At 55.3% G+C, this 12,217-nt stretch carries 14 protein-coding genes and 2 pseudogenes; 4 read left to right on the top strand and 12 right to left on the bottom strand.

The features are described from left to right. Positions 1-139 precede the first annotated feature (139 nt). The 5 genes from H6B51_RS09120 to H6B51_RS09100 form a co-directional block, all read right to left on the bottom strand. On the bottom strand, positions 140-727 hold the full coding sequence (locus H6B51_RS09120; protein ID WP_204883382.1) for a hypothetical protein: 588 nt from the start codon (positions 725-727) through the stop codon (positions 140-142). Then, the gene (locus H6B51_RS09115) at positions 720-986 is read right to left on the bottom strand and encodes a hypothetical protein (RefSeq protein WP_204883381.1); all 267 of its coding nucleotides are present in this window, start codon (positions 984-986) and stop codon (positions 720-722) included. The genes H6B51_RS09120 and H6B51_RS09115 overlap by 8 nt, the downstream gene beginning before the upstream one ends. A gap of 60 nt (positions 987-1,046) precedes the next feature. After that, entirely contained in the window at positions 1,047-1,391 is a 345-nt protein-coding gene (locus H6B51_RS09110; protein ID WP_204883380.1) for a type II toxin-antitoxin system RelE/ParE family toxin, read from the bottom strand. After that, positions 1,369-1,677 carry a type II toxin-antitoxin system RelB/DinJ family antitoxin gene (locus H6B51_RS09105; protein ID WP_204883379.1) on the bottom strand — a complete coding sequence of 103 codons (309 nt, stop codon included), beginning with the start codon at positions 1,675-1,677 and terminating at the stop codon, positions 1,369-1,371. Before H6B51_RS09105 ends, H6B51_RS09110 begins: the two co-directional genes overlap by 23 nt. 111 nt (positions 1,678-1,788) lie before the next feature. Beyond that, entirely contained in the window at positions 1,789-2,130 is a 342-nt protein-coding gene (locus H6B51_RS09100; RefSeq protein WP_204883378.1) for a hypothetical protein, read from the bottom strand. Between the two features lie 189 nt (positions 2,131-2,319). Here H6B51_RS09100 and H6B51_RS09095 point away from each other — a divergent pair, with 189 nt between their 5' ends. Next, on the top strand, positions 2,320-2,877 hold the full coding sequence (locus H6B51_RS09095) for a DNA-3-methyladenine glycosylase I (protein WP_204883377.1): 558 nt from the start codon (positions 2,320-2,322) through the stop codon (positions 2,875-2,877). Here the strand turns inward: H6B51_RS09095 and H6B51_RS09090 are convergent. The 6 genes and pseudogenes from H6B51_RS09090 to H6B51_RS09070 form a co-directional block, all read right to left on the bottom strand. Further along, positions 2,865-3,704: pseudogene (locus H6B51_RS09090) on the bottom strand (DNA cytosine methyltransferase); the annotation flags it as partial. The gene H6B51_RS09095 and the pseudogene H6B51_RS09090 sit on opposite strands and share 13 nt — an antisense overlap. A 620-nt stretch (positions 3,705-4,324) precedes the next feature. Beyond that, positions 4,325-4,594 (bottom strand): annotated as a pseudogene (locus H6B51_RS17725) (DNA cytosine methyltransferase); the annotation flags it as partial. A 99-nt stretch (positions 4,595-4,693) separates the two neighbouring features. Then, positions 4,694-4,972, bottom strand: coding sequence for a tyrosine-type recombinase/integrase (locus H6B51_RS18100; protein ID WP_275967517.1), 279 nt, complete (start codon positions 4,970-4,972; stop codon positions 4,694-4,696). Positions 4,973-5,013: 41 nt separating this feature from the next. Then, positions 5,014-5,706 carry a tyrosine-type recombinase/integrase gene (locus H6B51_RS09080; RefSeq protein WP_275967516.1) on the bottom strand — a complete coding sequence of 231 codons (693 nt, stop codon included), beginning with the start codon at positions 5,704-5,706 and terminating at the stop codon, positions 5,014-5,016. After that, entirely contained in the window at positions 5,693-6,667 is a 975-nt protein-coding gene (locus tag H6B51_RS09075; RefSeq protein WP_087238875.1) for a tyrosine-type recombinase/integrase, read from the bottom strand. Before H6B51_RS09075 ends, H6B51_RS09080 begins: the two co-directional genes overlap by 14 nt. Continuing rightward, positions 6,645-7,913 (bottom strand): site-specific integrase, encoded by a 1,269-nt coding sequence (locus H6B51_RS09070; protein WP_087238877.1) that lies wholly within the window; start codon positions 7,911-7,913, stop codon positions 6,645-6,647. The genes H6B51_RS09075 and H6B51_RS09070 overlap by 23 nt, the downstream gene beginning before the upstream one ends. A gap of 521 nt (positions 7,914-8,434) precedes the next feature. Here H6B51_RS09070 and H6B51_RS17720 point away from each other — a divergent pair. From H6B51_RS17720 to H6B51_RS09055, 3 genes are all read left to right on the top strand, one after another. Then, positions 8,435-8,767: a hypothetical protein gene (locus tag H6B51_RS17720; RefSeq protein WP_243421214.1), complete on the top strand. Its 333-nt coding sequence runs from the start codon at positions 8,435-8,437 to the stop codon at positions 8,765-8,767. An 8-nt stretch (positions 8,768-8,775) separates the two neighbouring features. Further along, the gene (locus H6B51_RS18330) at positions 8,776-10,869 is read left to right on the top strand and encodes a C40 family peptidase (RefSeq protein WP_335342133.1); all 2,094 of its coding nucleotides are present in this window, start codon (positions 8,776-8,778) and stop codon (positions 10,867-10,869) included. Between the two features lie 147 nt (positions 10,870-11,016). Next, the gene (locus H6B51_RS09055; protein WP_204883375.1) at positions 11,017-11,619 is read left to right on the top strand and encodes a recombinase family protein; all 603 of its coding nucleotides are present in this window, start codon (positions 11,017-11,019) and stop codon (positions 11,617-11,619) included. Between the two features lie 299 nt (positions 11,620-11,918). On the opposite strand, the gene H6B51_RS18455 is transcribed toward H6B51_RS09055, so the two are convergent. Next, positions 11,919-12,155 (bottom strand): DUF6809 family protein, encoded by a 237-nt coding sequence (locus H6B51_RS18455; RefSeq protein WP_418055063.1) that lies wholly within the window; start codon positions 12,153-12,155, stop codon positions 11,919-11,921. Between the last annotated feature and the right edge of the window lie 62 nt (positions 12,156-12,217).

Here is a 12,217-nt window from a genome sequence, read left to right as displayed (position 1 = left end):
GTGGTACATGCTGCCGCAGATGTAATGATCCGTGTTGAACTTCACCGCTGCGGGAGCGATGAGGTCCAGGAAATCCTTGGGCCGTACCTCCTGGGGCTGGGATGCGGTCTTGGCCTTCTTTTTCTTCTTCTGCGCTTTCTTAGGCATCTTCTTTGATACACCCCTCTCCGTCAAAATCGTCGAACCGCTCCGTGGTCACGTCCTGCTGGTAGTACACCGCCAGCAGACGCTTGACGTCCTGCTCCTCCGCCAGCCGTGCATGGAATCCCAGATCCCGCAGGGCCTGCTCCATCTGCCGCAGGCGGCTGATGTCCTCGCCGGACTCCTGTTGATCCAGGCGATAGACCAGGGCGAACTCCCGGGCCGAGGCGGTGGTGGCCTGGATCTCGTCCAGGTGGGCGGCGTCCTGCCGCAGGAGCTCCCGGATGGCCGGGAGCTCCTCTGTTTCCAGCCGCTGGCGGTACCAGTCCTTGTTGCGCTGGAAGGACTCACGGGAGTCCAGGGCCAGCAGGCGAACCTCCTGGGTGCCGCACAGGAGATCCGTCAGATTTTTGACCCGGCTGCGGATTCCCTCGCCGGACAGGACGGACAGATTATCCGGCTTGATCATAAAAAAGACCAGCTCCCCGCCGGCGGTTTTGGCGCCGTGGTCGGTGAGCTGGCGGATCCCCATGAGCTGCCGAGAGGTTTGCCTCTGCCGCAGTTCCTTCTTCTGTTGTCTATTCAATGGTTTCCCCCCATTCGTAATACTGCTGTTTCAAAATCAAAAAGCATATGGCATAGCGGAGGAAGTCCAGGATACTGGAGCCCTCCAGCCGGATGCTCAGAAAGGCGTAGAGCACTGTGACTACCAAAGGGATCAGGATACCTGTCTGGGCAATGGCCAGGACAGAGAACAGAAACCCCACCCCGATGATGGCCACATCCCGCAGTTCCCACAGCCACAGTGTGGCTTTGGCCTTCAGATTGTCTGGATAGATAAACATGATCCACCTCGCAAAGAGGGGAGGCCGTCACTGCAATGACGACCTCCCCGATTAGTTGATTTATTCTTTTTCATGTTCTGTTAGATGGGCAGAGAGATCCCGGCCCTTCGTACAGACAGCACGGATATAGACACAAGAAGATCCCTCATCCACACTGTACAGGATCACATCGTTGCGGAATGTGAACAGGTGGATGCCTTTTGAATGCCACGGTTCCAGACTGTACAGTGGGTACTTGCCGGGCATGGTTATCAGCTCCCGCTGGATCGCGTCCCGCAACCGGGTATACCAAGACAGGGCCAAAGCGGGGTCTTGGAACTGACAGCTGATATAGTCGGCCTTTTCTTCCAGATCCTGAATGGCTGTCTCCGTATAGGAGACCTTATATTGCCGTGGTGTTTCCATGGGCAAGGCGCTCCTTCATCCGGGCATCCACATCATCCTGGGAAAACACCCGGCCTTCACTGATGTCTGTTTCGCTCTTTGCGAGCTTGGCGCTGATCTCCTGAGCAGTCATCTCGTCCCAGGCTTTCAGTGTAGGGCGGAAGGGCATCCCGCCGTCCCGCAGACTCTGCTGGGCAAAAATGCGGACCGCCTCGGCAAAGGAAGTGCCGAGACTGCGGTAGAGTGCTTCTACCTGTGCTTTGAGCTCACTGTCCATCCGAACTTGGAAAGTCGATTCCATCGCCATGACGATCTCCTCCTTGTAGTGCAATCGTACTACATTTCAGAGAGACTGTCAAGCAGTCTTTGAACGGGAATGCCGCCGATTCCCCGGCGGCGTTCCTGCCCGTTCTTTTATCTACTCCGTCTCCAGCGGTTCTGGATCGGCGGTCGCCTCATCCGCCTCTCGCTCCTTCGCCAAGGCACTCTGGATGCAGCCCAGGAAGAATTCCTTTTGTTTGAAGTTGTTCCGCTGGAGATAGGCTTTGAACTCCTCAAACAGCCCCACCGGCACCTGGAAGGCGATTGTTTTCGTATTAAGATTCATGTTCTGGTACCTCTCTTTCATTTGATAAAATTCTATGATGAGCTGGGTCATGTACTCGCTCAGGGTCTGGCCGGACGCCTCCTGCTCCTGTCGGACACGGCTGTGCAGGCTGATGGGTATTTGCGCACAGAGGTTTCGTTTTTCTTCCGCCATGATGACTCCCCCTTTCTGGATGGCAAGGCAAGTATATCGAAAGCTCTATGGAATAGCTATTCACAGAAAGCAACAAAGAAATTGTGTAAACGCAAGCGTAATGGACAGGCCCCTCCGCAAAACTTTTGGTGGCCATCCGCCGGCAGGCCAGGTATAATCAGGGTAACATTCTAAAGGGAGGCGGAGGATATGGTGCGGTGCCGCTGGGCAGATCCCAATTCAGAGATCTATCTTGCTTACCATGACAGAGAGTGGGGCCGTCCGGAGCATGATGACCGAAAACTCTTTGAGATGCTGACCCTGGAAGGGTTCCAGGCGGGCCTCTCCTGGCTCACCATTTTGAAAAAACGGGAGGCGTTTCGTACCGCCTTTGACAGCTTTGAACCAGCAGTGGTGGCTGGATACGGCCCGGAGAAGGTGGAGGTGCTGATGGCCGACGCCGGGATCGTCCGTAACCGGGCCAAGATCCAGGCCGCCATCCAAAACGCCAGGGTGTTCCTTGCCATCCAGAAGGAGTTTGGCTCCTTTGACCGCTATCTCTGGGGCTTTACGGATGGGAAAGTCATTTTGAATACGGATGATGTTTTTCACACCAGCACCGATCTGTCCGACAAAATCTCCAAGGATCTGAAACGGCGGGGCATGAAGTTCGTGGGCACGACCATCATCTATTCCTTCCTCCAGGCGGTAGGTGTGGTGAATGACCATGAGCTGGCCTGTTTCTGCCATCCCAGTCACGCAGAGTAGCCTGCGGCAATGATGACGCCCCGCATGATGAATTCCACGCAGGGGATGGCCACGCTGTTTCCTAAAGCCCGGTACCGGGCGGAGTCAGAGGCGCCGGGGAGATCCGTCCACCCATCCGGAAAACCCTGGAGGCGTTCACACTCCAGCGGAGTCAGGCGACGGATCAGCTGAGGCGATCCTGTTCCTGCGGCCTGATGGACCAGGTCTGTCGCGTCCTTGTACTGGCGCGCGCTCTCTGTGGATGCCACATCACTGGGAGAAAACTTGTCTGCACGCTGCCGGGAAAATACCGCATGGTGATCCGTGGCGGTCAGGGTGTAGGAGACGTCCTCCTGATAGCCGATCCCGTTGCCGCCGTTTTGAGGCTGGCGGTCAATGGCATTGCCGGTGATGCAGAAAGTCTCCGCTGGATCCTGTTCCACTAAGGGCAGGTTATTCCCGCCGGTACCGGCGCGGGCAGACAGTGTGGGCACCACGGGGTGCGGCCCGGTGTACCGGGCGTCGATACCGTGGTTTTCGTAGACAAGGGGCTGATTGTTGCCGCCCTCCCCAAAGCTGGCGAATATAGTCTGGGCACAGTCCACAGGTCCACAAAAGCGGGTATCCTGGCCGTGGTTGTCAAAGACAAGCGGCTGGTGTCCGTGCTCCTGGGCCCGCAGGGTGCCGGACACGTCCTCTGAACAATCCATGACACTTCCGCCCTGGTCGTTGAGGCAGAGGATGGAGGGCATACAGTTGCCGCTGGCGCTGCCCTTCAGCGTTGGGGCTATCTGCTCTGAATAAGCGATGCTGCCGGCGCTTGCCCCTGCCCCTGCGGAAAACCCAGCTACAAAGGTCTGCTGCTTCATCCCTGGCTGGGCGCTGAGGGCTCCCGCCACATCATGGAGGTCGCGCACCTCGTCTCTTTGATTTGCGGCAAAAGCAACAGTGAGTTCTCCAGTGGTAAATCCCAGTTTCTCAACCTGCCTGGCTAATCCCACCTGTGCCGTCAGCGCCACCTTCAACTGGTGCGGCAGCTCTTTGCCGCGCTCCTTCGCCCGCCGCAGGATCCCCAGGCAGGCTGTCTGTGACAGGTAATATTTTTGTGCCGGAGTCGGCTCCAGAATATCAGACAGGGACGTGCGGATCGGCTCACGAGGCGCGGGGCCGGTATTGAGAAACAGCTCCCCCTCCCGATAGGGGGAGCGAAGTTCCCAATAATGGCTGCCGAACAGATCCACATGGCCGCAAGACAGGTCTAAAACCAAATACGGGATCGCGGCCAGCTCTGACGCCGGTTTTGCCGGCGCCTTTCTCTTGAGAGACGGTACAGCCGGGACACGCTCCTCTTGATCAGCCAGTCCGGGCAAAGTCAACTGATCTTCCGATCCAAGGTGATACTTCACGCCAAGATCATCTCCTCCTTTTCCGGCATTTTCTCTGTCCTATTCGAGCTATTTAGGAGATCGAACAGGATCTTCGGCGCGGTCATTCCCGCAAAATCAGCGATCAGATAAATGCGCTTACGCCGCTGTGCGACGCCCCAGAACTGTGCGTCCAGACAGCGCCAAGCCAGTGAGAAGGCGCCCTCCACCCGGATCTCTCCCGCGTCATGCCATGGATAGGGAAATGGCCTGGGGATCGTTGCGCTTCCGTCATAGACCCGCAGGATCTCCTCCAGTACGATGCGGAAATCCTCACCTTTGGGTGATCCGCTGCTGAAAGCACCAGGCACGTTATGAGCAGAAAGTAATTATGCGTGGTCCCTCTCTAAAAAGCAGAGGAACAGCAGCGTTAAGCACTGTTCCTCTGCACATAATAATTTGGTGAAAGCGGATCATCCAAGGGATGAGAGCCAATCAATGAGTTCGCTGTCCTGTTCCCAGTTAGTGACCGAGGGCAGCCTTAGATGCTCAGTAGCCTTTTCCAACGCAGACCGTTTCGCTTCGTTGTCTGCCCTTGCATAGATTTCAGTAGTCGAAATATCCGCATGGCCGAGAAAATCCTTGATGTAAACAGGATTGACGTTGGCCTGTACAAGATGCATGGCCTTCGTGTGGCGGAGCTTGTGCGGAGAAACATTCAACGGCATATCGGATGAAACACCCTGCGCCATCTCAACGTACTTCCGCAGGATATAGGTAACACCTGACCGCGTCAGTTTTTTCTGTGAGTATTCCAGAACAAGGGCAAGTCAGAGTGCCGGACAGGATCAATGCGGTTCTCCTCGAAATATACTTTCAGCAGATCAACCGTCTGCTTCATTAGTGGTACGGAGCGTATCTTCCTGCCTTTTCCGTGGAGTGTTATCACAGCGGGAACATCAAGGCGCACATCGCATATACGGATATCAATCAACTCGCTGACACGTGCCGCTGTATCATATAGGACCGTGAGCATGACCATATCTCGCCGTCCTTTTTTCGTAGAGCGGTCAGGCATGGAGAGCAGGAGCTTCAGATTGTCCGCAGTAAGATACTGAGCAGGGGGAGATGCAGCAACTTTTCTGGGGATATTGTGGATCTGGATGCATTGCTCCATGTACCCCGGTTCCTCCGCCATCACATAATCGAAGAAAGCATGGATTGCGCAAAGTCGCTGGTTATAGGTAGACGGCGACGCCCCCCGGGTGTTAGTCAGCCAAAGCAAAAATTCCTCCATGCAGCTCTTTCCCAATGTCGTCAGTTTTAATTTGGCAATGTTGTACCCTTTTACATCCCGACAGAAAGTAAGAAGCAGCTTAAATGTATCCCGGTAGGAACAGATCGTATTGCTGCTCAAATTTCTCTGGACCGGAAGATAGTGCGTTAGATACCGGGTCAGCAGAACGGAGAAGTCAACCGTCTTCATGCAAAACCTCGCTTTCGGGAATCAGATCACCAAACTGTTCTTCCAGCCTTGCGGTAATGTCTGGGTACATTTGGGCAGTTAATTGCAAATAATTCTGCGTCCCTCTAATGCCGGCATGTCCCAGATAGCGGGAGAGTACCGGCAGTGCAGCAGTGAGATCTTCTCCGGAGCGCACCCAGCTATTAAGGCAGTGAACAGCGAAGGTATGGCGGGTATCGTGCGGGCGAGGGCCTCTCCCAGCTCCAAAATATGGAATATTTGCATGGCTGAGAAGGTATTGGAATTGCACTTGAAGCCATGTGGCTCCATAAGCCCCACATTTACCCCGACGCGCTGGACTTGGAAACAGCAACATCTCCCCGGATCGTGGAGAAAGTACCTCCAAATATTTCGTCAGAGCATCGGCGACAGAATCGGAGAATGGCACAATTCGGTTTTTATGAAATTTTGTATCCCGGATCGTAAGCGTATTCTTTGCGAGATCCACATCTCCAACACGCAGCTCTCGCAACTCAGCGGAACGCAGACCACAGTTGAACAGGATACGAAACATAACCGGAAGCTGGTGGTGGCGGAGCGGGTTTTGCTCTGTTGGAGGGATGTAGTCAGCAGCGTTAAGCATCCGCTCAATTTCATCATCTGAAAAGATATATGCCTTGAAATTGCGGATTTGCTTTGGCAGCGAGCGACGTGGAACTTTGTATGCCGTAAAGCCTTTTCGAATCACGAAGTCAAGAAAACCATTGATAGCACTCGCTTCCCTTTGAACGGTGCTGGCCTTTTGGTTCAGCCTGTTGCCAATATGTCCGAGAACATACTCCTTTGTAAACTCCACATTGCCGTCCTCCGGGTTCTCGTAGTCCTGCAGAAATCTTCGGATGCAGTCCCTGTCAGTTTTTCCAACAAAGCCAAGTGCTTGGCGCTCATCCATGTACTGCTCAAGTAATTGTTCCGTCGTCACGACAAATCCTCCTTTCCCCGTAAGATAATGCGCACCTGCGGAGCGCCGGAATATCCACCTTGGTATAGGCAATGGTTGTTTTAGGTGTATCGTGGCCGAGAATATTACTGATCGTCATGAGGGGAACACCATCCTTGAGAAGCGTGCTTGCCACCGTATGGCGCATGGAGTGTGCTACCTTGCGTTTTCGGATTGTCATCCCGGCCTGTCGCATATACCGTTTGATATTTTCGGATAGTGTGGAACTGGAAGCAATCGGCCCATACGGATGGACGTGACGGATGAATACATTGTCGCAATCAGAATCCAGCCTGCCATTTTTCAGATAATCTATGATCGCATCTCCAATCGGAGACAGCAGAGGCAACGCGTTGATTTTTCCGCTTTTTTGCTGTGCGTAGGTAATCACCTTCTTATGCCAGTCGATTTCACGGAACTTCAGCGCGCATATATCTCCCGCCCGCATCCCTAATACCGCTGCCAAAAGGATCATCGCATAATCGCGTTTTCCAACTGCGGTTCTGCGGTTGATCGCAGACAGAAGCTGCCAGATCTCCTCCGGTGTCCATGTCTCTGGGAAAGACTCCTCTACGTAAATCTTTGGTCTTGGCACATCGCCGGACAGATCGTCTTTCAGAACACCGGTCATATAAAGGTAGCGGAAAAAGTCTCGCAAAACACTGCTGATGATGTGGATAGTCGATCTTTTATACCGATACAATGTGGTCATATAATCCGAAACGACCGAAGCCGTGATATCCGGCAAATCGACCTGCCTCCCATCGAGATAACACAGAAATTGCTTCAGCTTTGTACGCTTGACATCAATCGTACCAGCCGCCCCGTTGTTTTTGGCACAGTAACCAAGATAATTCTCCAGTATGCTGGCGTACCTGACCGGCACCCTGTAATCGTGGCGGCTGATTCGCCGGGCGCAGCCGAATTGGTAAATGTCATCCAGGAATCGAATTGTCCTGCGGGTCGTTCGCTGTTTTTCATTAAGCTTGATGGAGGGGTCCGTCATATCCATACCATAACGCTGAAAAAAGTATGTGATCCCCGTATCCGGCCTGTAAATCTGTATCGCATTTTGAACACAGTAGTCAGCAAAATCTCGTAGTTCCCTGCAATGCCAGTAAATTGTCCCCTGTGCGAGTTGGAGTCTTCGCAGTTCTCTATCTGCGATATCCAGCATTTGGTCGACTGTTATCTGCGCTGCATCTACTGACATTCCCATCGCCACCATCACTGTTATTCCGGTACTTGCCGGTATGTCTATGGTAACGGGTTATGCGCAGAATAACCAGTCTGTTATTTATATTTTTTGCCAGATACACTGAAAGATTGGCTATTGACTCTGCATAACATTTTTTAATGCATAACGTTGCCGGAGCGATGGTATCAAATGACCGGCTGGATTTTCTTGCCGTCCTCCGGGCTTTCCGGCCGGACGCCGAAATTCCAATGCCTGCCTCTGGACGATGGGGATACGCCGGAATGGTACGAGGGAGACGACCCGATCTGGCCTGGAGGACCATGGATGCCCAATACTGGGCAAGCCCCCGCCTGGCACGGCGGCAGCGCATCTTCCTCGTGGCGGATTTTGGAGGGCGGCGTGCTGGAGAAATACTGTTTAAGCCCCGCCCAATGCTCCCGCTTTCTGCGCCTGGCACAGAGGGCGGGGTGCCCGCCGCCCAGGGAGATCGAGGCCCTTTTCTTGAAACAGGGGGGCGTGTACCAATCGTCCGGCCCTTTCAGTTGTTCCGTATGCGGGGGGCCGCCAAGAACCAGGAGCACATCCAATTCCGGGACAGCTTTGGATTCCAAACTGACCCTTTTCCCACCCTTTTAGCCAGTGATGTGGCCCCCTTTGCCTTTTGGTATGAGGACGATCCCCTGGGCGGCTGCGTCCGTTTTCCCACAGAGCTAGAATGTGAGCGGATGATGGGGCTCCCGGAGGGGTGGACACAGTACGGGGCGGATGGAGAACCCATCCGTCCCATACACCGCTACCGGGCCCTGGGAAATGCCGTCGCCCTGCCCTGCGCCGACTACATCATGGCCGGGATTGCGGAGGTGTTGAACCATGTCGAAAAATAAATCTCACCGTGAGACGCGAATCGGAGGTGTGTGCCATACCAAAACCACGGGAACGGGACCCCAGCGATAAGATCAAGAGAAAAGGCAAGAACGGCGGACGGCCTGTGCGGGACGTCCGCCGCCAGATGACCGCCAAGCTCCGCAAGGAGCTGGTGGAACAGAAACGGGGCGGGCAGGAGCCTCCCGCCGACGTCCAGGCGGTGGAGCAGGTGGAGCAGACCGGCGCGGTGGCCTTTGACAAGGTGGAACGCGAGGCAGAACAGCTTATTGACTGTGCCCTCCATCCAGACCGCCGCCCCAAGGAACGGACAGATGCCATCAAGGGGGACGGGCAGCGCCCCCAGGAGCGCCGGCCAGTGAACAGCTCCAGCCAGACCGCGCACAAAACAGGCCGAGGGCGGAGTGGCGCAGTTCCAGAGCCAAGGGGCGCCGCTCGCTCGCCTGGGGCAAAGACCGGGGCGGTGGAAACCGGCCCGGTTTCCCATTCTACCCCCGGAGAACCTGACACGCCGCCCACGCCCCAGGAGCGGATGAAACGGCAGGCGGCAAAGGATCTGGAACACGCCGGGCATACCGGGAATTTCCCCCAGAGGCGCGAAGCGCCCCCGGCCTCACCCCACTACGGCGGCCGACCGCCGGAGGCAGGTTCTCCTAAAAATAACTTCTCTCCCGCAAATCAATCTATCCATCCATCAAATCCATCCACCGACCGCCCATCTACCAAGGAGCGCCCCAGACGCTCCGCCGCACCCAGGGAAAAGCCCCCCGGCGGGGCCTTTACCCCCAAGACCCGCCAGAGGGTGGAGCAGGCCGCCCGGAAAGGGGGCGCCGCAGGAAAAACCACACTCCAGGAGGCGGGAAAGCCCACCGCGAAGCGGATCGTGGAGCGTGCCCGCCGCAGGGCCCAGGCCGCCGCACAAAAGAGCCTGGCACAGCGGGCGAAGCAGGCCGCCAAGACCGCCGCCGGCCTCTCCAAGAAAGCGGCGGTGGGTGTGACAAAGGCGGTGGCCGCCATGGTCAGCGCCCTAGTCTCTCTGGTGGGCGGTGCGGTGCTGGTGCTGGCCCTGGCGGTGGTGCTGCTGATCGGCGCCCTGCTCGCCTCCCCATTTGGTATCCTCTTTGCCAACGAACCGTCCAGAGACGCCGTGCCCCTCAGCGCCGCCGTTGCCCAGATCAATGTGGAACTGGCGGATAAGCTGGAGGGCTTGCAGGGCGGTGAGTACGACCGGGTGGAGATACAGGGCCAACCCCCGGACTGGAAAGAGGTGGCCGCCGTGTTTGCCGCCAAGACCGCCGGAGCCGAGGACGGAACCGATGTGGCCGCACTCACCCCAGACAAGGTGGAACTTTTGCGCGGCATCTTTTGGGATATGTGTACCATATCTTCCGAGGTAGAGACAATAGAGCACCCGGCCAGCGGAAATAAGAAAGCCTGGACGGAGGAGATACTAGTCATCACCATCACCCCCAAAACCGCCGGGGAAATGCGGACGTTCTACGCCTTCACAGAATTTCAGAATCAATCCCTCACCGACCTGCTGGCTGAATTGGATGCCCTGGGCTCTCTGCTGGGCGACCTGTCCATCTCCCAGGCCGACGCCCTGGAGCTCCTGCAAAATCTTCCCGCCGACCTTGACCCGGAGCGTCGGGCCGTGGTGGAGACCGCCTGCAAGCTGGTGGGGAAAGTGAATTATTTTTGGGGCGGGAAGTCGTTGACCGTGGGATGGAATGACGCCTGGGGCACCCTCCGGCAAGTAACGGCGGCGGGCAGCTCCACCACTGGCACCTACCGCCCCTACGGGATGGACTGCTCCGGCTTTGTGGACTGGGTGTTTTTTAACATCACTGGCGGCGAATACATCATCGGCCACGGCGGGGGCGCCCACGCCCAGCACACCTACTGCGATCCCATCTCCTGGGACGAGGCCCTGCCCGGCGATCTGGTGTTTTACCCAGAGGACTCCCATGTGGGCATTGTGGGCGGCCGGGACGAGAGTGGAAACCTGCTGATCGTCCACTGTGCCTTCAGCGCCAACAATGTGGTCATCACTGGCGTGGAGGGCTTTACCTCCATCGGACTGCCCCGCTACTACGGGGACTGAAAAATAAATCTCACGGTGAGACGCGAATCCTGTCGGAATCAAATCTCACCGTGGGATTTATTGGTGATATAAATAAAATATTATATTGTAGAGCGTAGCCACGGTTTCCTCTAAAATCACAGTACCAAATTAATTGGAGGGAACGGCATGAGTGAAACACTATATGAGTATATCCGCGTATCCACAAGGGAGCAAAATGAGGACAGGCAGCGGATTGCAATGCGGGAGTTTGGCGTTGCGGAGCACAATATTGTGTTGGACAAGCAGTCCGGTAAGGACTTTAACCGCCCTGGCTACCAGCGGCTAATGAAAAAGCTAAAGCCGGGCGACATCCTTGTCATCAAGAGCATCGACCGGCTAGGCCGCAATTACAGTGAAATTTTGGAACAGTGGAGGGGGATTACAAAGGGAAAGCAGGCTGCTATTGTAGTGCTGGACATGCCGCTGTTGGATACGAGACAGGGAAAAGACCTGACCGGCCTATTGATTGCGGATATCGTTTTGCAGCTTCTCTCTTACGTAGCTCAAACGGAACGAGAGTTTATCCGGCAACGACAGGCGGAAGGCATTGCGGCGGCAAAAGCCAGAGGCGTAAAATTCGGCCGCAGGCCTATGGAGCGTCCAGCGGCGTTTGAAGATATCCGAGAGATGTGGGAGATCGGGAACATATCGGCACGAGGAGCGGCAAAGCAGTTAGGAATCACACACCGAACATTCTTAAATTGGGCGATAAAAGATCAGAAAAAATGACAAAAAAGTATAGCTCTTGATCCAAACAGATTCCGACCTTTATCCCTTCCACAAAGCCGGCCTTCTCATGTTCCTGGCAGAGGGTGCAGACAGCATCCACGATCCGATCCATCTCCCGGAGGGGCATACCATGCATTCGCTGATATATATCCTCAAATGCAGCCTTCACTGTATCGGTGTCGGTGTCGGTGTTGTTGCACTCGTGGTAATAGCTGAACAGCATCTCCAGGATAGAGTGGGCATCACTACCGTAATTGTGCGGATTCTCAGCCACATACTGCCTCGGAATTTCGATGTGCTTATTGATCCCTAAACCCGCCCCTCATCACTTCCAGCATCATTCTGCCACCCAACCGGAAGCTGTTTTGGAACAGTAGACATTCTGCCATTGCCTGGAATTCCCGGACGCAGTCTGTATATCGGGAGAACAGTTCCTTTTGTTCTTCCGTCATGGTTGCCAGCAACTTATCTTCATTCCGGCTGATTAGTTTTAGGGCAACACCGCACAGAAAAGTAAGCGTGATACAGCCCGACATGATATAATAAAAACATGGATAAACAGATGACAATGTCTGCGCTTAGTGATGAGCTGGCGCAG

It is taken from the genome of Pseudoflavonifractor phocaeensis, assembly GCF_016901955.1.
GTDB lineage: Bacteria > Bacillota > Clostridia > Oscillospirales > Oscillospiraceae > Flavonifractor > Flavonifractor phocaeensis_A.
This window is presented reverse-complemented; position numbering and strand designations above follow the sequence as displayed.